At 45.8% G+C, this 22,513-nt stretch carries 19 protein-coding genes; 16 read left to right on the plus strand and 3 right to left on the minus strand.

The genetic code is table 11. From position 1 onward, the window contains the following. Window positions 1–15: 15 nt before the first annotated feature. Window positions 16–312 carry an MTH1187 family thiamine-binding protein gene (locus F0U83_RS02350; RefSeq protein WP_138986339.1) on the plus strand — a complete coding sequence of 99 codons (297 nt, stop codon included), beginning with the start codon at window positions 16–18 and terminating at the stop codon, window positions 310–312. A 2-nt stretch (window positions 313–314) separates the two neighbouring features. Here F0U83_RS02350 and F0U83_RS02355 read toward each other — a convergent pair whose 3' ends face one another. Both F0U83_RS02355 and F0U83_RS02360 read right to left on the minus strand, forming a co-directional pair. Then, entirely contained in the window at window positions 315–1,583 is a 1,269-nt protein-coding gene (locus F0U83_RS02355) for an HlyC/CorC family transporter (protein WP_138986340.1), read from the minus strand. A gap of 76 nt (window positions 1,584–1,659) precedes the next feature. Then, entirely contained in the window at window positions 1,660–2,448 is a 789-nt protein-coding gene (locus F0U83_RS02360; RefSeq protein WP_138986341.1) for a cytochrome C assembly family protein, read from the minus strand. Window positions 2,449–2,633: 185 nt separating this feature from the next. Here F0U83_RS02360 and ffh point away from each other — a divergent pair, with 185 nt between their 5' ends. The 15 genes from ffh (at window position 2,634) to F0U83_RS02435 (ending at window position 20,739) form a co-directional block, all read left to right on the plus strand. Then, window positions 2,634–4,019: a signal recognition particle protein gene (gene ffh / locus F0U83_RS02365; RefSeq protein WP_138986342.1), complete on the plus strand. Its 1,386-nt coding sequence runs from the start codon at window positions 2,634–2,636 to the stop codon at window positions 4,017–4,019. Between the two features lie 159 nt (window positions 4,020–4,178). Beyond that, entirely contained in the window at window positions 4,179–4,430 is a 252-nt protein-coding gene (gene rpsP, locus F0U83_RS02370) for a 30S ribosomal protein S16 (protein ID WP_138986343.1), read from the plus strand. Window positions 4,431–4,451: 21 nt separating this feature from the next. After that, a complete protein-coding gene (gene rimM, locus F0U83_RS02375) occupies window positions 4,452–4,985 on the plus strand; it encodes a ribosome maturation factor RimM (protein ID WP_138986344.1) in 534 nt (177 codons plus the stop codon). A gap of 3 nt (window positions 4,986–4,988) precedes the next feature. Further along, window positions 4,989–5,723 (plus strand): tRNA (guanosine(37)-N1)-methyltransferase TrmD, encoded by a 735-nt coding sequence (gene trmD / locus F0U83_RS02380; protein ID WP_138986345.1) that lies wholly within the window; start codon window positions 4,989–4,991, stop codon window positions 5,721–5,723. 31 nt (window positions 5,724–5,754) lie between these two features. Next, a complete protein-coding gene (gene rplS, locus F0U83_RS02385; protein ID WP_138986346.1) occupies window positions 5,755–6,111 on the plus strand; it encodes a 50S ribosomal protein L19 in 357 nt (118 codons plus the stop codon). Between the two features lie 136 nt (window positions 6,112–6,247). Continuing rightward, on the plus strand, window positions 6,248–7,603 hold the full coding sequence (locus tag F0U83_RS02390; RefSeq protein ID WP_138986347.1) for a hypothetical protein: 1,356 nt from the start codon (window positions 6,248–6,250) through the stop codon (window positions 7,601–7,603). A gap of 15 nt (window positions 7,604–7,618) precedes the next feature. Next, entirely contained in the window at window positions 7,619–8,557 is a 939-nt protein-coding gene (xerD, locus tag F0U83_RS02395; RefSeq protein ID WP_138986348.1) for a site-specific tyrosine recombinase XerD, read from the plus strand. A gap of 61 nt (window positions 8,558–8,618) precedes the next feature. Further along, window positions 8,619–9,347 (plus strand): DsbC family protein, encoded by a 729-nt coding sequence (locus F0U83_RS02400; protein WP_138986349.1) that lies wholly within the window; start codon window positions 8,619–8,621, stop codon window positions 9,345–9,347. A 171-nt stretch (window positions 9,348–9,518) separates the two neighbouring features. After that, window positions 9,519–10,820: a homoserine dehydrogenase gene (locus F0U83_RS02405; RefSeq protein WP_138986350.1), complete on the plus strand. Its 1,302-nt coding sequence runs from the start codon at window positions 9,519–9,521 to the stop codon at window positions 10,818–10,820. Window positions 10,821–10,841: 21 nt separating this feature from the next. Next, window positions 10,842–12,236: a threonine synthase gene (thrC, locus tag F0U83_RS02410; RefSeq protein WP_138986351.1), complete on the plus strand. Its 1,395-nt coding sequence runs from the start codon at window positions 10,842–10,844 to the stop codon at window positions 12,234–12,236. 78 nt (window positions 12,237–12,314) lie between these two features. Continuing rightward, on the plus strand, window positions 12,315–14,057 hold the full coding sequence (gene recJ, locus F0U83_RS02415; RefSeq protein WP_138986352.1) for a single-stranded-DNA-specific exonuclease RecJ: 1,743 nt from the start codon (window positions 12,315–12,317) through the stop codon (window positions 14,055–14,057). Between the two features lie 16 nt (window positions 14,058–14,073). Continuing rightward, a complete protein-coding gene (locus F0U83_RS02420; RefSeq protein ID WP_138986353.1) occupies window positions 14,074–14,253 on the plus strand; it encodes a hypothetical protein in 180 nt (59 codons plus the stop codon). Further along, the gene (nfo, locus tag F0U83_RS02425; protein WP_138986354.1) at window positions 14,250–15,113 is read left to right on the plus strand and encodes a deoxyribonuclease IV; all 864 of its coding nucleotides are present in this window, start codon (window positions 14,250–14,252) and stop codon (window positions 15,111–15,113) included. Before F0U83_RS02420 ends, nfo begins: the two co-directional genes overlap by 4 nt. 137 nt (window positions 15,114–15,250) lie before the next feature. Continuing rightward, window positions 15,251–18,862 carry an ABC transporter substrate binding protein gene (locus F0U83_RS02430; RefSeq protein ID WP_170221712.1) on the plus strand — a complete coding sequence of 1,204 codons (3,612 nt, stop codon included), beginning with the start codon at window positions 15,251–15,253 and terminating at the stop codon, window positions 18,860–18,862. Window positions 18,863–18,933: 71 nt separating this feature from the next. Further along, a complete protein-coding gene (locus tag F0U83_RS02435; protein ID WP_138986356.1) occupies window positions 18,934–20,739 on the plus strand; it encodes a GGDEF domain-containing protein in 1,806 nt (601 codons plus the stop codon). Here F0U83_RS02435 and F0U83_RS02440 read toward each other — a convergent pair. After that, window positions 20,736–22,490: a SulP family inorganic anion transporter gene (locus tag F0U83_RS02440; RefSeq protein WP_138986357.1), complete on the minus strand. Its 1,755-nt coding sequence runs from the start codon at window positions 22,488–22,490 to the stop codon at window positions 20,736–20,738. The genes F0U83_RS02435 and F0U83_RS02440 overlap by 4 nt on opposite strands. Window positions 22,491–22,513: the final 23 nt, after the last annotated feature.

The raw sequence follows: 22,513 nt of genomic DNA on the forward strand, positions 1-22,513 counted from the left end.
GTGGGATGATAAACAATGAAAGTGATGGTTGATCTTTGTGTTGTGCCGATAGGTGTAGGCGTTTCTGTATCTGAGTACGTTACCGCGTGCCAAAGAGAGATTCAAGCCGCGGGTTTATCTCATCAAATGCATGCCTATGGTACTAATATCGAAGGTGATTGGGATGACGTGTTTGCCGTGGTGAAGCGTTGTCACGAAGTGGTACACGAGATGGGAGCCCCCCGTGTGACTACTTCTATGAGAGTAGGTACACGTACTGATAGGGAGCAAACGATCTCGGATAAAGTGCAAAGCGTTCTTTCAAAGTTGTGAAGTTAGTCCTCACGTTTAGGTAGCTCTATGATGCGAGCGCTTTTAATTAGGTTGTCAGACATTTGTAATGTTTCGATCCGGTAGTTGGCAATCTGTAGGCAAACGTTTGCATCGGGAATTGCCTCAAGCGTCTCAATGATCAAGCCATTGAGGGTTTTAGGGCCGTCTGTTGGGAGTTCCCAAGAGAGCGACTTATTGATCTCGCGAATATAGGCTGAAGCTTCGATAAAGTAGCTGCCATCCTCCTGAGGGTGAATGTCTGAATTCTCTTCTCGGTGTTCAGCTGACAGCTCTCCTACGATCTCCTCCAAAATATCTTCCAGTGTGGCAATGCCTTGTACATCACCATACTCATCAACCACTAAGCCGATACGGCGGCTCTCTTTCTGGAAATTTAGAAGCTGTGTCTGTAGTGGCGTACCTTCCGGGATAAAGTAAGGTTCACGAATAACTTGTAAAATGGCAGGTTTGGTCACTTTCCCTTGTTGAATAAGTTGCGCCAGATTACGCATATGTAAAATACCAACCACTTTATTTACCTCACCGTTATAGACAGGTAACCGAGTGTGATTGGTTTTAGACAGTTGTTCTAAAATACAGTCAAGGTCTTGGTCTAGATCGATCCCTTGAATCTCGTTTTTTGGGATCATAATATCGTCTACCGTGACATCATTTAGTTCTAATACCCCCAAAAGCATGGACTGCTTACGTTTAGGCAACAAGGCGCCAGCCTCATTCACCAGCGTGCGTAACTCTTCTGTACTGAGATGATGTTCGCCGCTGCCGTCAGTGCTAATACCAAAGACTTTGAGTAAACCATTAGTGATACCATTAACTACCCAGACCAGAGGATAGGTTAGTTTTAATAGCGGGGTAAGGAGAAACGCTGCTGGAAAAGCGATTTTCTCCGGGTAGAGTGCTGCAACCGTCTTAGGTGAGACTTCTGCAAAAATAAGAATGATAATAGTTAGGCCTGCAGTCGCGATAGCGATACCTGCATCCCCCCATAAGCGAACAGCGATTACCGTTGCAATAGCAGAAGCTAAAATATTAACAAAGTTGTTACCAATCAGGATAACGCCGATGAGTCGGTCGGGACGCTCTAATAGCTTGCTGGCCTGCCGTGCGCCGCGATGGTTTTGTTTTACAAGGTGCTTAAGCCGGTAACGGTTGAGGGACATCATGCCTGTTTCTGAGCTTGAGAAAAAAGCTGAGCAGAAAATCAGAAAACAAAGTACGCCGAGAAGAAAACCTATCGATGCATCTTCCAAAACAAAAGGCCTTACATAACTATTGGGAAGGCCATTTTCAGTGCGAGCCGACTGTGTGTCAAGAGGCGTCTTTGGTCTAAGATCCTAGAATCTCTAAAACCAGTTTGGATCCAAAGAAACCAAGCATTAAAAGGAAGAAGCCGCTAACGGTCCAGCGAACAGCTCGGTGGCTTCTCCAGCCCAAAACAGTCCTGCCCCAGAGTAGAACAGCGTAAAGAACCCAAGCCAAAATAGAGAGTAATGTTTTGTGTACAAGGTGTTGGGCGAATAAGTTATCTACAAAGAGAAAGCCTGTCACCAAAGAGGCAGTCAGCAATATGATCCCGATCCACAGTAAGTCAAAGAGTAGGCGTTCCATTGTTTGCAATGGGGGGAGTGATGCCACTAACCCGCGGGTGTGGTGTTGTTTAAGGGCCTGATCTTGTTTGGCTAGCAGGAAGGCTTGAAAAGTAGCGACTGTGAAAATGCTATACGCAAGGATAGATAAGAGAATATGGATGATCAGGCCGCCTTTAAAAAGCTTAGCAGTACCAAGATCGGGCCCCCACATTGATAATGCTGCCGTAATGGCCGCCATCGGAAGCACACCGATAAAAAGATTTTCAATGGATTGTCGAAAGCTGCTAATAATAACTACGGTGGCGACGAGCCAGGCGACAAGCGAACCTGCAATAAAGAAGCCTAAATTTATTCCATCATCTTGATGAAGTACGCCATAAACGGAATGGGTATGGAAGAGAACGGCAGCACAAGCAAGTAACGTGACGACTTTGCCTTTCGTTGGTTGCCCTTTTAATACACGAAATTGAAGAAACGCCGCGATTAGATAAAGAAATATGGCGAGCAATGTGGAAATTATAAACATCTCTTCCTCCTAAAGAGGGCTAGTTTGGCACAAATGTGCGGTGGTGGAAATATGGGGTGTGGCATAGCCATGCACTAGGCTATAATGCGCACAAAGTTATAGTTATTTCCGGATTGGGAAGCCCCGCAAGCGCGTCGGATTAGTTGTCGCTTGTTTCGTATGCTTCCATCCCAGTAGAGGCATCTATGTTTGAGAATCTTTCAGAACGGTTAACGAAAACGCTTCGCTTTGTGACCGGGCAGGCGAAGTTAACTGAAGACAATATCAAAGATACGCTCCGCGAAGTGCGTATGGCGCTATTAGAGGCCGATGTGGCTCTGCCGGTTGTTAAGGAATTTGTTAATAGTGTTAAAGAGCGTGCGGTGGGTGTTGAAGTATCCAAAAGCTTAACCCCTGGGCAGGTCTTCGTAAAAATAGTTAACGAAGAGTTGGTTCGCGTTATGGGGGAGGCGAATGAGGCACTTAACTTAGCAGCGACGCCTCCTGCCGTTGTGCTAATGGCTGGTTTGCAGGGTGCTGGTAAAACAACATCGGTTGCAAAGCTTTCTCGGCTGTTAAAAGATCGTGAAAAGAAAAAAGTCTTGGTGGTATCTGCCGATGTTTATCGTCCGGCAGCTATCAAGCAGTTGGAAACGTTAGCGGCAGAAGTGGGTGTGGATTTCTTCCCCTCTTCGGCTGATCAAGATCCTATTGATATCGCCCGTGCAGCGATTCAGCATGCAAAAATCCAGCATCATGATGTGTTGTTAGTTGATACGGCAGGTCGTTTGCATGTTGACAGCGACATGATGGACGAAATTAAGCGCCTTCATGCGGCGATTAATCCCATAGAAACCTTGTTTGTTGTCGATGCGATGACAGGTCAAGATGCAGCGAATACCGCGCGTTCCTTTAACGAAGTTTTGCCCTTGACCGGCGTCATTCTGACGAAAGCTGATGGTGATGCTCGCGGTGGTGCAGCTTTATCTGTTCGTCATATTACCGGTAAGCCCATTAAGTTTATTGGTATGGGTGAAAAAATTGATGCGCTGGAGCCTTTCTACCCAGACCGTTTAGCATCCAGAATTTTGGGTATGGGTGACGTGCTTTCTTTGATTGAGGAAGCTGAGCGCAAAATAGATAAAGATAAAGCTGAGAAATTTGCGGCCAAGATCAAAAAAGGAAAAGGCTTTGATCTGGAAGATTTCCGTGAGCAGATTCAGCAGATGAAAAATATGGGCGGCATGATGGGAATGCTGGATAAGATGCCTGGTATGGGGCAACTAGCCCAGGCAGCTGATGCCAGTAAAGCGGAAAAAGGAATTATTCAGATGGAGTGTATTATTAACTCCATGACACCTGGAGAGCGCCGCAACCCAGATATTATTAGTGGTTCACGTAAAAAGCGTATTGCCGCAGGTTCAGGAACGCAAATTCAGGATGTTAACCGTTTGCTTAAGCAGCATAAGCAGATGTCTAAGATGATGAAGAAGTTTTCTGGCAAAGGTGGTATCAGTAAAATGATGCGGGGTATGAAGGGGATGTTGCCTCCTGGCATGGGTGGAGGCCCGGGTGGCTTTCCTCGTATGTGAAGCCTGAATAAAAAACAAACAGTTTAGCTTTTCAATGGAGGTGGATTCGCGTAGAATCCGCCCCCTGAATTTTCGATTTGGCCCGACAGGGATATATTCTGTCGGAACAGTAACGCTGGGTGATTTTAAAGCCCACGCAAAATATAAAGGGATCATCATATGGTCACAATTCGTTTGTCACGTGGCGGCGCTAAAAAGCGTCCTTTCTACCAAATTACAGTTGCTGATTCACGCAACGCTCGCGATGGTCGCTTTATTGAGCGTATCGGCTTCTTCAATCCATCAGCACGTGGTCAGGAAGAGCGCCTGCGTCTGAACCTGGAGCGTGTAGAGTACTGGACTGGTAAAGGTGCTCAGTTGTCTGAGCGTGTTGCTCAGCTAGTTAAAGAAGCTAAAAAAACTGCACAGTAAGTTAAGCTGCTGGATAGGTCAATGAGCCGTAATACACAACCAGATGTAACTGTAGTCGGCCAGATAACATCGGTTTATGGTGTTAAAGGGTGGGTAAAAATCTACTCTCACACCGACCCGATGGAAAATATCATGACCTATAAGCCGTGGCTGCTAAAAGTTGGTAGTCAGTGGAAACCGATTAAGGTAGAAGCTTCTAAACGGCATGCCAAAGGTTTGATTGCCAAGCTGGATGGGGTGGATGATCGCGAAGTTGCACGCCAATACTGTGGCGTTGATATCGCAGTCGAAACAAGTCTTCTCCCCGATTTGGGTGAAGGTGAGTACTACTGGAGCCAGCTGGAAAAACTGTCAGTTTATACGCTTTCCGATGAGTTGTTGGGGCGTGTAAGTCACTTGATGGAAACCGGTTCGAATGATGTGTTAGTCGTTCGGGGTAACGCAGAAAGTATAGATCGTCGTGAGCGAATGATTCCTTACTTGCCTGATCAAGTGATCAAAGAAATTAACCTGGAAGCAGGTACGATGAGGGTCGATTGGGACCCTGAGTTCTGACCTGTGTGGTTTGGCGTTATTACGCTTTTTCCTGAAATGTTTGATGCTGTTACACAGTACGGCGTAACAGGAAGGGCGGTAAAAAGTGGTTTAATCAATGTCGAGTGTTGGAGTCCAAGAGACTTTGCATTTGATCGGCATCGTACAGTGGATGATCGTCCTTACGGCGGTGGTCCTGGAATGTTGATGAAAGTTCAACCACTTCGAGACGCTATTCATGCTGCACGAAATGCGGCAGGTGAAGGGGTGAAAGTGATTTATCTTTCTCCTCAAGGGCGAAAGCTCGATCATACAGGAGTGCGGGAACTTGTTTCCTGTGAGAAGTTGATTTTAGTGGCTGGGCGCTATGAAGGTATTGATGAGCGCCTAATCGGTACAGAGATTGATGAAGAGTGGTCGCTTGGGGATTTTGTCCTAAGTGGAGGTGAGTTGCCTGCAATGACCATGATAGATGCGATATCTCGGTTGGTACCTGGTGTTTTGGGGCATCAAGGCTCGGCAGAAGAGGACTCTTTTGTCGATGGGCTTTTAGATTGTCCTCATTATACGCGACCAGAATCAATAGAAGGCTTAAGCGTACCTGATGTGCTGCTTAGCGGTAATCATGAGGAGATCAGGCGTTGGCGCCTGAAACAGCAACTGGGAAGGACTTGGCAACGCCGTCCGGATCTGTTGGAAGGCCTCGAATTAGACGCGGAGCAGCAAGCGTTGTTAACCGATTATATCCACCAGACCTAAGTGTCTTGTGGGAGAATATTAGGAGCGAGCGATGAGCAGCAAAAATACAATCATTCAGCAATTAGAAGCTGAACAGATGGCAAAAGAAATTCCTGCATTTGGCCCTGGCGATACAGTGGTTGTGCAGGTACGTGTTGTAGAGGGTACTCGTAGCCGTCTACAGGCGTTTGAAGGTGTAGTAATTGGCAAGCGTAACCGTGGCCTGAACTCTGCATTTACTGTACGTAAAATCTCTCACGGTGTGGGCGTTGAGCGTACTTTCCAGACTTACAGCCAGGCGGTTGAAGAGATTACTCTGAAACGTCGTGGTGATGTGCGTCAGGCTAAACTGTACTACTTGCGTGAGCGTAGTGGTCGTTCTGCTCGTATCAAGGAAAAGCTGGGTTAAGCTATACTTGATTCGCTGCTATCGCAGAGATAAGGTGACCAACGGGTCACCTTTTTTATTTGTTATTAGCAAACAGACAGAAAGGGCTCTAAAATTACTCGTGAGCGATATCAGAGTATGCATGGAGAAGTAGTGGATGCGTAAGTGGCTGAAATGGATAGTACTAGCTTTGATGCCTATTATTATGCTTGCTGTAGTGCAGGGGTATTATTGGTATCAGGTTAAGTCAAATCTTGATGAGTTGATTGCGTCTATTCGTCCTTTCGTGAAAATTGAGTACGCCGATCTTTCAGCATCCCTATTCAACGATGTTGAACTTCAGGGCATACAAGCTCGCCCCGTACCTTTCAGTGATGCTATCACGATTGAGCGTATTGTCCTTCAGTCCTCCTCATGGTCAAACTTCCTCTCGCTAAAGACGCAGGTTCGTAGTGGAGTCATTAAGGATGCCCTAGATCTTAAGCTAATCAATATCCGGTACGACTTGAACGCTGATTATGCAAGAGAGCAGCCTATGCCAGAAGTAGAGGCAGAGGAAGAAAAAGCGAGCTTGGAAGTATTGCTGTGTGGTGATGAGCGTAGTATTGGTAGACAGTCGCTGCTGCGTATGGGCTACGATCGTCTAAGTGGGGAAATGAGTTTGCTGATCGAGCCCTCTGCAAATAGCCAGCTTGTGAAGCTAAACCTAGCTGCTGAATTTCCCTTGTTATTTAAAGCAGATACAAGTGTCTGGTTAGGCTTATCGCAAGGCGGAACCCTACGTAGGGAAGGAATGGCTAAGACCTCAATCAAGTTGTTTGGTCTCACCTTGAGCGATCTTGGATATAATCAACGTTGGCAAGCATTTTGTTCTCAAGCAGAGAACCTCTCAGAGAGCACCTATTTAGACGCCTATCGTGGTGAAATCAATGAGTGGTTGATAGCCGAAGGGCGCTCCGTTGATGGATCCTTGCTGGATGCGTTTGTGAGTGCGAAGACCGCCCAATCGATTGTTGCGGCTCGGTTGGAGCCCGCAGAAAGGCTTGAAGTAGGGGCTTTGGCTCAATCGAAAGGACTTGATAATGTCTTCTCTGGATCTGAGTTTGCGCTTCAGGTTAATGGAAAAGTACTTGAAATTAGTGATGATGACTGGCGTGACTTACAAGCGTTGTTTGGCTCAAACGTGCGTAAGGCGGCAATGGCTGTTGTGTCCAAAGAAAGTGTTCAAGTGGAAGAAAAGCCTGAAGAACCAAGGATCTCTGAGATTGTGCCGGGGGTCGTGCCGATTCATGCCCCCGTTGTGCAAAAGACGTATCAAGTAACCCCTTTTAATGAGTTGTCAGAGCATGTTGGTCGCAAGATTAAGTTAAGAACGTTTTTTGGTAACGAGATTAATGGTGTTCTTGTGGAGACCAGCGCAAGCTCAATCAGTGTTCGTCACCAGGTTGAACAAGGCAGAGCGACGTTCCCTGTATCCAAAGAGAAGATAGCTTCGATTGAGGTATATCGTTAGTGGTTGGTGAGTTGTGTGGTTCTCTCAAAATCTGACGGTCGTTTTACTCAAAAGCAACCAGTTGATGCTGACGTAGGATTAATCAATAGCTTTATTGATGTGCTTTGGCTGGAAGAGGGGTTGAGTAAAAATACTCAGGTTGCTTATCGCAGAGATCTTTCGCTCTTTGCATGCTGGCTGAATGATCGTAAGCTTGATTTGCAGCATTGCGAGGCCGAAGATGTTAGACGTTATCTTTCGTGGCGTGTTCAGGAGTCACTGAGCCCTGCCTCGACATCGCGCTTTATCTCATCGGCCCGTCGCTTTTTCCGTTTTCTTGTACGTGAAACGATTTTACTTGAAGATCCTATGTTACGGATCGAACTTCCCCGCAAAGGCCGGCCACTACCTAAAACGCTATCAGAAATGGATGTAGAAGCTTTGCTTAATGCGCCTGATTTGAATACGGTTTTGGGCAGCAGAGATCGGGCGATGTTGGAGTTGCTCTATGCTACGGGCCTTCGTGTTTCAGAGCTGGTATCACTACATTTGGGCCAAGTGAATTTACACCATGGTGTGATTAGGGTATCAGGTAAGGGCGAAAAAGAGCGCTTGGTGCCGATAGGCGAAGAAGCAATTAGTTACCTTAAGCGTTTTCTTCGTGGTGATAGAGAGTTGCTGGTAACAGAGTCGTGTTTGGAAGTGGTCTTTCCTAGTAAACAGGGCAAAGAGATGACTAGACAAACTTTTTGGCACAGAATTAAGCGGTATGCGGTTGAGGCGGGTATCGAAAAGCCCATATCGCCTCACGTGCTACGTCATGCATTTGCAACGCATTTGATTAATCATGGGGCTGATCTGCGTGTTGTGCAAATGATGCTTGGACATAGTGATCTTTCGACAACGCAAATATATACTCATGTTGCACAGCAGCGTTTGCAGTCGCTTCATAAGCTGCATCACCCTCGCGGGTGAGTGAACTTTTAGGTCAAAGGGCCGTCTGAAAATCATATTTACGATAAAATTTGAGGGATCTATGCGAAATAAGTTACTGATGGCCAGCGCTTTGTTGTCTATCTCGTTTATGGCTTCAGCTGAGAGTACTGAAGAGCGGATTAAGCAGCAAATCAGTAAAATTGATCAGAGGATTCCGGTTGTTTCCGTTACGCCTGCAAAAATGGCTGGGCTTTACGAAGTTGAATTAGGCACAGGCGAAACTATTTTCGCTGATGCTAACGGCGAATATTTTCTGTTAGGTCAACTTTACCAATTAACGGATGAGAAAGGCTTTGTTAACCTCTCTGAGCAGAAAGCGAATGGTCAGCGTCAGGCTGAAATGGCCAAAGTGCCTGAGAAGGATTTAGTGACCTTTAAGGCAGAAGGTGTTGAAAAAGCCTCTGTGTTTGTATTTACCGATGTGGACTGCCCTTATTGCAGAAAGCTGCATGAAGAAGTGCCGAAGTTGCAATCGATGGGAATCAGCGTTTCTTATTTGGCCTTCCCACGCCAGGGGCCTGGATCTCCTGCACACAAGAAAATGTCTGATATCTGGTGTTCAACAAACCGTACTGAAGCGATGACACAGTCAAAGCAAGGAAAGGATTTAGATGTTGAAGCATGTGAAAATCCCGTTCTGAAGCAGTATGCGGTAGGACAGAAAGTTGGTGTGACAGGCACACCTGCGATCATAACGTCTGAGGGGCAGCTTTTGCCTGGGTATATGCCAGCGGAGCGTTTAGCTGCTGCACTAGGTATTAAGCCTTAAACTCACCTAACTAGGTCTTTCAATTTAAAAGGGGCTTTTTGCCCCTTTTTACGTTTGATTGGGAGGCCATTAATAGAGTCTGGTAAAGATATTGGCTATAATGTTTGCCCATTTTTTGTTCGTTATGCTGAAACAGCTACGAATGTGGCTTGTAAACTGCGAGGTATTGGTTTGAAACCGGTAAAAGTTGGAATCTGTGGTCTGGGTACTGTTGGTAGCGGTACTTTTAATGTTCTGCATCGTAATGCAGAAGAAATTTCCCGTAGAGCCGGCCGTCGAATTATTGTGGAGCAAGTAGGTGCTCGACGCGATAATGCGGCGTGCGATACTCGAGGGACGCAGGTTACGCGAGATATCTTTGAAGTAGCGACCAATCCGGAAATTGATGTTGTCGTAGAATTGATTGGTGGCTATGACGTTGCTAAAAGTTTGGTAATGACGGCTATCGAAAACGGCAAGCACGTTGTCACAGCGAACAAGGCACTCATTGCAGTGCATGGTAATGAGATTTTTGAAGCAGCGCAGAAGCACAATGTTATGGTTGCCTTTGAGGCTTCAGTTGCTGGCGGTATTCCTGTTATTAAAGCAATCCGTGAAGGTCTGGCTGCTAACAGCATTAACTGGCTCGCCGGTATCATTAATGGTACGGGAAACTTTATCCTAACAGAGATGCGTGAGAAAGGGCGCGACTTTGCCGATGTTTTGGCTGAAGCTCAGGCGTTTGGGTACGCAGAAGCCGACCCTACTTTTGATGTTGAAGGTATTGATGCGGCGCATAAGTTAACTATTCTTGCATCGATTGCTTTTGGTATTCCTTTGCAATTTGATAAGGCCTATACCGAAGGTATCAGTTGTATTACCCCTCAAGACGTTGAGTATGCGGAAGAGTTAGGTTATCGAATTAAACATCTAGGCATTAGCCGTCGCTCAGAACATGGTTTCGAGTTGAGAGTTCACCCGACATTAGTTCCTGAGTCAGAGCTATTGGCAAACGTCAATGGTGTTATGAATGCGGTGATGGTAGATGGCGATGCTGTTGGACGTACGCTTTACTATGGCGCAGGCGCAGGCGCAGAGCCTACCGCTTCAGCCGTTGTGGCGGATGTTGTTGATGTAGTTCGTACCTTGACGGCTGATCGTGATAACCGAGTGCCTCATTTAGCATTCCAGCCAACAGCGCTTTCCGATCAGCCTATTTTACCTATGACTGAGACAGAAACGGGCTTTTATCTGCGTTTACAAGCAGCAGAAAAGCCTGGTGTTTTGGCCAGCATCACTAAAATTCTGGGTGATAATGGCATTAATATCGAAGCTATCGTTCAGAAAGAGACTTCGGAAGAGCAGGTACCTGTCATTCTGCTAACTCAGCGAGTTAAAGAGCAGAAGATGAACGAAGCCATCGAAGCGATTGAAGCCTTGGATGATATTATCGGTCAGGTCACGCGTATTCGTGTAGAGCACCTAAAAGGTTAAGTTGGAGCAGAGGAACGTACGATGAAATATATTTCTACACGTGGACAAGCACCAGCTCTGAATTTTGAAGAGGTGTTACTGGCAGGTCTTGCGAGTGATGGTGGCTTATATGTGCCTGAGCAGTTGCCTGTCTTTACTCAGGAGGAGATTGCAAGTTGGGCAGGGCTCTCCTACGCGGAGCTTGCGTTCAAAATTATATCCCCTTTTGTCAATGACTGTATCAGTGATGCAGACCTGAAAGTGATGATTGATGAAACCTACGCAGGCTTCAATCATTCTGCTGTTGCGCCATTGAAAGAACTAGGCACTAACGAATGGGTTTTGGAATTGTTCCATGGCCCGACGTTAGCGTTTAAAGACTTTGCGCTTCAGTTATTGGGTCGACTGATGGATCACGTTTTAGAAAAGCGTGGTGAACACCTTGTTATTATGGGGGCAACGTCCGGTGATACTGGATCGGCGGCGATCGAAGGATGCCGTCACTCTAAGCATGTGGATATCTTTATTCTGCATCCGCATAATCGAGTTTCTGAAGTCCAGCGCCGTCAAATGACAACTATTCTTGCGGATAATGTATTTAATATCTCGCTGGAAGGTAACTTTGATGATTGCCAGGAGATGGTTAAAGCAAGCTTCGCCGATCAGGGATTCTTAAAAGGGATGAAGCTGGGGGCTGTGAATTCGATCAATTGGGCGCGCATTATGGCTCAGATTGTTTATTACTTCTCAGCTTCTCTAGCCGTGGGCGGGCCTCACCGGACAGTGGCTTTTTCAGTACCTACGGGTAACTTTGGTGATATTTTTGCCGGTTATTTGGCCAAGCAGATGGGTTTACCTATCTCACAGCTAGTGGTTGCTACTAATCGTAATGACATTCTGCATCGTGCTATTGCTGGTAATGATATGTCTAAGAGCCAGCTTGTGCATACATTATCCCCATCGATGGATATTATGGTCTCGTCAAACTTTGAGCGTATGCTGTTTGATATTTATGACCGTGATGGTGCTGCGATTAGCGATTTGATGAATCGTTTCCGTACCGAATCAGTGAGCCTTGATCCTGCACGTTGGGAGAAAGTACGTGAGCTGTTTGATAGTTTTGCGGTTGATGACGATGCGACTTGCCAAACTATTGCTGACGTTCACGCTGAAACGGGCTATTTACTGGATCCACACACGGCTATCGGCGTCAAAGCTGCGCGTGAGTGTATTCGCGATAAAGCGGTTCCTATGATCACGCTGGCTACGGCGCATCCTGTTAAGTTCCCTGATGCAGTTATCAAAGCGGAACTCACAGCACCTGCGCTACCTACTCATCTTACTGATCTGTTTGAGCGTGAAGAGCGCTTAACGGTTTTGGAAAATGATCTATCTGCTGTACAAAAATTTATTTCAGAGCATGTTCATCCTGAGTAACCATTACAGTGTAGAATAAAGGCCCGTTTGACGGGTCTTTTTTTTGGCTTATGCTAACTAACTTCTAAAGGAGATCGCGTGAAACACGTATCGATACATCGTCGAAAAATACCGGCAAGCGATCTTCCCATTTTTAGTGAAGTGCCTAGTGCGCTGGCCAAAATTTATGCTTCTCGTGGTATTCAGAGTAAGCATGAACTTGGAAGGCATCTGAAAGAGCTGCTGCCTGATACAGCGATGAAAGGTATGCCCGAAGCGGTACAACGGCTTTCTATGGCAGTGAAACAAAATCAGTCGATACTCATTGTCGGTGATTTTGATTGTGATGGTGCAACCAGTACAGCAGTGGCTATGCTTGGCTTGAAAATGATGGGGGCTACCCAGGTCGATTATCTGGTACCCAACCGCTTTGAATATGGCTATGGCCTTAGCCCAGAAATCGTTGAAGTCGCATATACCCAATCTCCACAGCTGTTAATTACCGTTGATAATGGTATTTCCAGTGTTGAAGGTGTCGCCAGAGCAAATCAATTGGGTATGGATGTCATTGTTACCGACCACCACTTGGCAGGCGGCCAACTCCCCGATGCGGTTGCGATTGTTAACCCTAATCAGCCCGGCTGCGATTTTTTTGCAAAATCGACATGCGGTGTCGGTGTGATTTTTTATGTGTTGATTGCTTTAAGACGATCTTTAATCGCTGATGATTGGTTCGCTAAGCAGGGTATGCAGCAGCCTAATTTGGCCAGTTTGTTGGACTTAGTGGCGCTGGGCACAGTCGCTGACGTAGTCGCGTTGGAGCACAATAATCGTACCTTGGTATATCAAGGATTACAGCGTATCCGGGCAGGGAAGGCTAGGCCTGGATTGCTGGCATTGATTGAAATTTCAGGGCGGCGTAAAGAGCGTTTAGTGGCCAGTGATTTAGGCTTTGCGTTGGCTCCTAGACTCAATGCCGCGGGACGTTTAGAGGATATGTCGATTGGCATCGAATGTCTGTTGTCAGATGATGAAGACTACGCGCGCGAGTTAGCACAAACTCTCGATCAGCTTAATTTAGAACGGCGGGGTATCGAGCAGGAGATGCAACAGCAAGCATTAAGCTTGCTGGATCAGATACAGTTGGATCAAACATCTTTACCCTTTGGGTTATGTTTATATGATGCGAGTTGGCACCAAGGTGTTGTCGGTATACTAGCTTCCAGAATTAAGGAAAAAACCCACCGGCCTGTCATCGCGTTTGCACCAGGTGACGTTGGGGAGATTAAAGGTTCAGCGCGCTCGATCCCAGGGTTGCATATTCGTGACGCTTTAGATCAGATCGCAACCTATCACCCCGGGCTGATAACCAAGTTTGGTGGCCATGCTATGGCGGCAGGTTTAACATTGGCCGCTGATCACTTTGACCTGTTTTGCGAAGCTTTTGATCAGGTGGTAAGGCAACAGTTATCCGCCGAGGACCTTGATCAACGATTGGAAACGGATGGTTCTTTGCTACCTGAAGAACTGTCGATATCATTAGCGGAGCATATCCGCGAGGCGGGGCCATGGGGACATCATTTTCCTGAACCGCTTTTTGATGGGGACTTTCGGATTTTGCAACAGCGCTTAGTAGGGAAAAAGCACCTTAAGCTTGTTTTAATGGACCCGGCGAGCGGCATGCACCTAGATGCTATACAGTTTAATACAGACTTATCTTCATGGCCAAATGAGGCCTGTAAATCGGTAAGAGTTGTCTATAAATTAGATGTGAATGAGTTTAGAGGTCAGCGAACGGTACAGTTACTGATCGAATATATAGAGCCACAAAACGGATACTAAAAAGAGATACAACCGGATGAATGATTTTACTTTAGAAGAATTGGCTGCCCTATTAGCTGTGTTTCAACGAGCTGGAGAGTGTGAGGGTGCTCTGGAGCAGAGTTTATTGGGTCGCTTACAGCAGGCGCATGATGAGCGTTTGGAGCTTGAAAGCATGGACTTTGATGATTGTCTAGGTGGTGCTTGTAAGCTGTGAGCCGTGAAGATACCCCCTATTTTATTGGGGCTCATGTCAGTGCGAGTGGTGGAGTAGAAAATGCGCCGCTTAATGCACACAAACTAAACGCGAACGCCTTTGCGTTATTCACGAAAAATCAGCGTCGATGGGAAGCTAAGCCATTAACCGATAAGAGTATTCATCTCTTTAAGGAGCGCTGTGAGTTATTAGGCTTTTCGCCGGAGCAAATACTGCCGCACGATAGTTACTTAATAAACTTAGGTCATCCTGATGCGATCGCATTAGATAAATCACGCCATGCCTTTATCGATGAGATGCAACGTTGTGGACAGTTAGGGCTTTGTTATCTGAATTTTCACCCGGGAAGTCATTTGCGTGAGATTTCCGAGGGGGAGTCGCTTCAGCGTGTCGCCAACTCGATCAATATGGCACTAAATGTAACGCAAGGCGTTAAAGCAGTTATAGAAACGACAGCTGGCCAGGGAAGTAATCTCGGCTATTCATTTGAGCAAATTGCCGAGATAATCGAATCTGTTGAAGATAAAAGCCGTATAGGTGTATGTATTGATACTTGCCATATTTTTGCAGCAGGTTATCCATTGCAAACGTTCGATTTATGTCAGGCAACGTTTGATGAGTTTGAAAAAACCGTTGGATTTAATTTCTTGTCTGGCATGCATCTAAACGATTCTAAAGTTGCCCTAGGGGCCAGAGTGGATCGTCATCACAGTCTTGGACAAGGCGAAATCGGTCTTGACGTATTTCGCTTTATTATGAAAGACGCCCGATTTAGAGGTATACCGCTTATATTAGAAACGATAGATGACACGCTATGGGCCGATGAAATTCAACTTTTGCGTCAATTCTCGGTGCAATAGTAAAGCTCTTACAGAAAACGGTCTATACTTCAGAGAATCAGAGCAAAAAGTGATCACTATCTATGCGCTTGCCAAAATGGACTCGGCCGTTAGTTTGCTTATTTTTCTTTTCCACGCTTTCCCAGGAGGGTATTGCTGTGGATGTCAGTTATGGTCGAACTATTCTAGTAATTAACTCCTATCATCAGGGGTTTCCTTGGTCTGATGGCATTTTGAAAGGCGTTGATCAACGTTTTACGGAATTAGGGATTCCAGTAGACCTGCAAATTGAGTATTTGGATACCAAACGTTTTTCGCCAGAGAAGATGTTCCCGTTAGTCGCTAATGTGCTAAAGGAAAAGGATATCCAGCATGTCGACGCGATATTGGCAACTGACAATAATGCCCTTTCCTTTGCAATAAAGTATCGAAGCGCTTTGTTTGGAAATATTCCATTGGTGTTTGTTGGTGTTAATAACTTTTCCCCCGAAATAATAGAAGGAGAGCCGTCCGTAACGGGTATTGCTGAGGTTACGGATCCCGTAGCAAACTTCAAACTGATAAAACACATGCATCCTGATATGGAAAGGCTTCTATTAGTCAGTGATGCTACCCCTTCTGGAATGGCGGAGCAGCAGCGCTTTGCTCAACATGCCGAGCAATATGCCCAAGATTTCGTAGTAGAGACCTATTCCAGTTGGACAGTCTCCGAGCTAAAAGCCAGACTTGCGAAGCTTACCGATGATACGATCGTATTTCGCCTCCCGCTGCATAAGGATAAAGAAGGGCTAACGATGACCCTTCAAGAAAGTGTAGGTATTTTATTAGAGAATAGTCCCGTACCGGTTTATTCCGCGTGGGATACAGCTATTGCTCAAGGAGCCGTAGGTGGATTTGTGGCGACCTCTACTTTGCAAGGCAAGTTCGCAGCAGATTATTTAATTGAAATTCTCAAAGGCCGCCCAATTTCTGAGTTACCCGTGATGGCTCAAAGCCCTTCTGAGCCTGTATTTAACGGTCGTTCAATGGAAAAATATGGTTTAGATCCCAAAGCGCTTCCCAGTAATGCTGTTATCCTTAATCCAGTCAAGAAGCCTCACTACAGTGACTACCTCCTTGTCATTCTTGGCCTTTTGCTATTTTCACTGCTGTGGTTTGTATATCTGTGGCGACTGAATCAGCGGCGGTTGGGTAATTTATCGGATCAATTTAGCCATGTGGTAGATGAGAGCACCCTCTTGACTACCCTAATGGATTCCAACTCCGACCATATTTATGCAAAGGCGCTTGACGGTAAATACCTTGCTTGTAACCAATCTTTCGCTGATTTTATCGGCGCCCCCAAGGAGGACGTAGTCGGTTGTATGGCAGACAGCTTCTTTCCAGCGGAACTTGTGGAAGTGATTGATGAGCAAGATAAGTGGGTTTTCAGCAAGGGGGAAGAAATTACCCGGGAGTCTTGGGTTAAAGGCGCTAAAGACCGGATGGCTTTAATTGAATGTATTAAAACACCTCTCAGGAATAATAGTGGCCGGCTTATTGGTTTGTTAGCGGTCAATCGGGATATTACTCGCCGTTATTACGAAAATGAACAGTTGCGCCAAAATAGTAAAGTATTGGATATGCTGATTCGAGGGGTGCCTCTCACGCCCATATTAGAGGAGATTGCTGCAGGTTTGGAGAAGGTATATCCCGATTGTTTGTGTTCAATTTTACTGATGGATAAAGAACGACAGCATTTGGTACACGGGGCTGCTCCGAGCTTACCCGATTTTTATATTGACGCGATCAACGGTGTAGAAATTGGTGACGGAGTCGGGTCATGTGGTACTGCGGCTTGGAAAAAAGAGCTGGTGATCGTTGAAGATATCGATACCCACCCTTATTGGAAAGATTACAAAAGTTTAGCCAAACAGGCGGGGCTAGCATCCTGTTGGTCTCAGCCCGTTATGGGGACGGGGAACGATATTTTAGGGACCTTTGCCTTCTACCAGCGAAAACCATCGTCTCCAACCTATGAGCATTTAGCGATGATCGAGCAATCTGCACGTTTAGTCAGTTTAGCTCTGGAGCGTAAGCAAGTAGAGGAGGAGCTGAACAAGCTATCACGTGCTGTCGAGCAAAGCCCAACCATGGTTATTATTACGGATGCTCTGGGGATTATTGAGTATGTTAATGAGGAGTTTTCTGATGTTACCGGGTACCAGCTTAGTGAAGTGAGGGGGTTGACCCCGGCTATCCTAAATGCGGGCGAAACAGAGGGTGCTTTTTATAAGGATATGTGGGAAACCATTAAGTCCGGGCATGATTGGCATGGGGAGATGCGTAATAAAACTAAATCCGGGCAGATCTATTGGTCGATGCTATCCATCTCCCCGATCTTAAATGAACAGGGAGAGATCACTCACTTTATTGGTGTGAGCGAAGATATCTCCTCTCAGAAAAAGACGCAGGAGCAGATCGAGCAGCTAGCTTTTTATGATCCGTTAACCCGATTGGGTAATCGCCGCCTGTTTAGAGAGCAACTGGAATTTGAGCTTAAAAAAGCAAAACGCAATGACTCTATCTTTGCACTCTTCTATTTAGATTTAGATAACTTTAAGCAGGTTAACGATACTTTGGGGCATGATGTAGGAGATCGGTTGCTACAGGCGCTAGCTGATCGTATCCGGCAAACGTTAAGGCATTCAGACTTGATAGCGCGTCTAGGTGGAGATGAATTTATTGCGTTGCTTCCTGATGTCAGCGGGCCCAAAGAAGCCGGCGTGGTTGCCGAAAAATTATTAGCTGCTATTTGCCAGCCTCTTCAATTAGGAGGCAGTGAGATTGAGGCAACAGTGAGTCTTGGTGTGACAATGGCCCCTACTGATGGAGAAGATTGGCCTGTATTGATGAAAAATGCAGACCTTGCTATGTATCGTGCTAAGCGAAAAGGTCGAAATAACTACCAGTTCTTTACGCGGGAAATGAACGAAGAAGTACTAAACCGCGTTAACATGGAGCACCAGCTACGAAATGCATTAGAGCGCCAGGAGTTCTGTCTACATTATCAGCCGCAATGGACCATCATGAGCGAGTTGCAGCCAGTGTGTTTGGAAGCATTGATTCGTTGGAATCATCCTGAGCGAGGGCGAGTGTCTCCTGCAGAGTTTATTCCTATAGCTGAAGATCTAGGGTTAATTGTCGAGCTAGGGGAGTGGGTATTAAATCAAGCCTGTCTGCAAGGTAAACAGCTGATTGATTCAGGCCATCACATCAGGATTGCCGTTAATCTGTCTATGCGTCAGTTCTTTGACCCAGAGCTACTTAATAAAATATCAGCGGCCTTGGCTAAGCACCAATTCCCAGCAAGCTTGTTGGAGCTGGAGATAACTGAGTCGATGATTATGGAAGATGTTGAAACGGTTATCGAGACGCTTCAGGAGCTCAAAAAGCTCGGTGTATCTTTAGCTATCGATGATTTTGGAACGGGATACTCCTCACTTAGTTATTTAAAACGCCTACCTTTTGATCATCTAAAAGTAGATGCATCCTTTGTTCGCGATATACCACATGATAAGAATGATATGGAGATAACCGCTGCGGTGATTGCGATGGCGCATAAGCTGGGACTGAAGGTTGTTGCAGAGGGAATCGAAACCCATGATCAGTTAGCCTTCTTGAGAGAAAACAGTTGTGAGATGGGGCAGGGGTTCTTATTGGCTAAGCCTGCCAGCATGGAAGATATTATGCGTTTAATCGATGTGGAGTTTGATTACCATATCGACTAGCGTCATAAAAGTGTCATTGTAAGCTCGTAACCTGTATGTAAGATACTCCTTTACTACGGTTGTGCGTGATTATGCAGTCATCACTTTATAAGTCATCCTTTTCTGAAGATATAGACGCTTTGTATCGTATCTTAGACGATGCTGCCATAACGCCACACTTTCAACCGATTTACGACCTCTTATCTGGTGATGTGGTTGGTCATGAAGCTCTGTCTAGGGGGCCACTGGGCAGCCCGTTGGAAATGCCTGACAAGCTCTTTAGTACAGCGATCAACTGTGGGAAATTACATGAGTTGGAACTACTCTGTCGTGAAAAATCACTACGTCGCTTTTCTGAACTAGGTCTTTCAGGAAAGCTCTTCCTGAATATTAGCGCTTCATTACTGAGTTCTCCTGACCACCAAAAAGGAATGACGTTGTCATTGCTGGAAAAGCTGAATATTTCGCGTGACAGGATCGTGATTGAGCTTTCAGAACAGCATCCTTATGACCATTTCGGACTGTCTAGAGCTTCGGTCGAATACTATAGACGAATGGGGTTCAACATTGCTATTGATGATTTGGGCGTTGGGTATTCAGGTTTGAGGATGTGGTCTGAGTTACAGCCTGAATATGTCAAAATTGACAAGCATTTTGTTCAAGGCGTAGATAAGGATACAGTTAAACGTGAATTTATTCGCTCGATTATCGCCATTGCGCAGAGTTTACGTTGCGAGGTCATTGCTGAAGGGATTGAAACGCCTCGCGAACTGGAGAGCTTGCTAGATTTAGGTATTACTCGTGGCCAAGGTTTTTTGCTGGGACGTCCGGTAATCGAACCTAGCTGTAAACAGAGTAAGTTTTTGACTAATTCCTCTCGTCGTTTTGAGTTACGACACGCCGTTGATGAGCGAGATCGAGTGAGCTCTTTGGCAAAAGAGGTGCCTTCCGTTAGTAAAGATACCGATCTTGGGACTGTGGGACAATTATTTAAGAGTAACCCAGTACTGCAAGCGGTGCCGGTGCTGTCGAATGCTACGCCGGTGGGGGTTGTGCGGCGTAGTGATCTCATGGAGCTTTTCTCGACACAATATGGCCGTGCTTTATATGAGCATAAACAGGTTACCCGATTATTAAGGGATGACGTACTAATTGTTGAAGGTTATGTGAGTCTCTCAAAAGTCTCCTACCAACTAACCAATCAGGATAACAACAATCTGAACAACGAAATTATCGTCGTAGAGGATGGGTGTTATGTGGGTATAGGGAGTTTAAGGGACCTGCTTAAACGCATTACGGATCTTAAAATACAGAATGCTACATACTCGAATCCGCTATCGCTCTTGCCCGGGAGTGTGCCGATTAATAGGGAGCTTGACCGGCGTTTGAACAGTGCTTTGGATTTCTACTTAGCTTACTTTGACCTAAATAATTTCAAGCCCTTCAATGATCATTACGGCTATGCTAGAGGTGACTTGGTTATTCAACTATTGAGTCAGATCATTAAGCGGGAAGCAAGTAATTCTGCCAATTTTATAGGGCATATTGGTGGAGATGATTTTGTTGTGATTTTCGGATCAGATAATTGGCAAGTTGTTTGTCAAAAAATCCTAGACCAGTTTGCGCAGCAAGTGAAAGACCTCTACTCCCCAAAAGCAATACAAGAAGGTGGGTTGTGGGTGAAAGGTCGAACTCAGGAGGTTTCTTTCTACGAGACTCTGAGTCTGGCGATTGGTGTTGTTCATCCCGATCCATATGCCTGCGAGAGTTACCACGAAGTCGCAGAATTAGCAGCGCAGGCTAAGAAAGAAGCAAAAGCGATGGGGGGGAATGCGATATTCTTATCTCGGCGTAGAAAAATGCGCTCAGAGTCTGCCCGTAAGGAGGGTAATAACTAGTCTCGTCTCTCCAGTGTTTTTATTGCCTGGTCTGTTGTAAAAAATATCTGCCCATCACCTAGTTGTTCGCGAAAACGAACTTTGTTCAGTTGATCCATTATAGGCCCCTTGACATCGGATAGATGTAAAGTAACCCCTTCATTTTGAAGATGGTGAGCCATGTTCTCCAGTGTTTCCAAAGCGCTGGCATCAATGAAATTGATAGCAGCACAAATTAAAACAACATCCTTTATTTCATGTTGCTGACTCACATGGCGAAGCACAAAGGATTCAACGTAACGGGTATTAGCAAAGTATAGGCTTTCATCAATACGGATAGCTAAGATGCTTTTGCAGGTTTGCACATCATGGCGCTCTTTATTCCTAAAATGCTCTGAATCACCGACCCGTCCCACGATGGCAATATGGGGCTGGCTGGTGCGATATAAAAGGATGGTGATTGATAGAAGAATACCGCTGAGAATACCGATTTCTACGCCGAACACCACAACGGCAGTGAACGTTAATAGCAAAGTTAAGGCATCACCTTGGTTAAATCGCCAAGAGTGACGAAAGCTACCCAAGTCTATCAGAGGAAGTACGGCCATGATGATGATAGCGGCCAAGGTAGATTTAGGTAGGTAATAAAACAGTGGCGTGAAAAATAGTAAGAATATCGCGACCAGCATCGCTGATATGAGTGATGCAATGGTTGTTTTAGCACCGGCACTGAAGTTCACCATAGAGCGCCCAAACCCGCCAGCAACAGGATAAGTTCCACTGAATGCGGCCCCTAAGTTGGCCACACCTAAGGCAACTAGCTCTTTGTTTGGGTCGATGCGCTCACGGCGTCTGCTGGCCAGTGCGGTGCCAACGGATACACTTTCGATGTAACCGATTAAGGCGATAAGAAAGGCAGGTACAAAAAGGCTTTCCCATAGGGAAAAATTAATGACACCCAGAGATAAATCAGGTAACCCTTGCGGTATAAAACCGACTTTATTGACGCCAGAGGATTCTCCTAAACCAAACGTGAATAAAGACCCGAAGAGAACAGCAAACATGGGGCCGGACTTACATAGCGCTTCTTGTAACCAAGATGGTGTGTACATCGCCTTCAAAAAGTGACAAAGCGGCCCTTTTGATAACCATAATATCGATAGAGATAACCCTCCAATGAGTAGCGTCCAAGGGTTTATCTCAGGCAAATGGCGCATAAGTTGGATAAGGGTGTTACTGACGTAAGCTTCTCGTGGGAACTCAATTCCCAAAAGATGTTTGAGTTGTGTGATGGCAATTATGAGTGCGGCAGCGCTGGTAAATCCAGAGATGACGGAATGGCTAATGAAATTAACGATGCTGCCTAAATTGAGCAACCGAAGCCCTAGCAATATCAGCCCAACAAGCATAGAAAGGTTGATCGCTGCATTGATATAAGCTTCGGGACCGCTGAATGCAATTTCACTTAAGGCGGAGTTGACCATGAGAGAGGCGATAGCAACAGGACCAACCGCTAAGGTACGACTACTACCTAATAAAGCATAGAGAGCTAGGGGTAAAATGCTGGCATAAAGACCATACTGGGGCGGTAAGCCTGCGAGCAGGGCATAGGCCATCCCCTGTGGGATCAGTAAAATGGCAACAATAATGCCTGCTATCAAGTCATCAGCAAAGGTTTTGCGTTGGTAAGTGGCTATCCACTTAGTTAAAGGTAGGTAGCGAACTAACTGTTGGGCAAAGGTTTTAGCTGATAACACAAAATGTTCGACCATTTGGTTTTTGGAATAACTTTATA

It is taken from the genome of Neptunomonas concharum, from assembly GCF_008630635.1.
Classification (GTDB): domain Bacteria; phylum Pseudomonadota; class Gammaproteobacteria; order Pseudomonadales; family Balneatricaceae; genus Neptunomonas; species Neptunomonas concharum.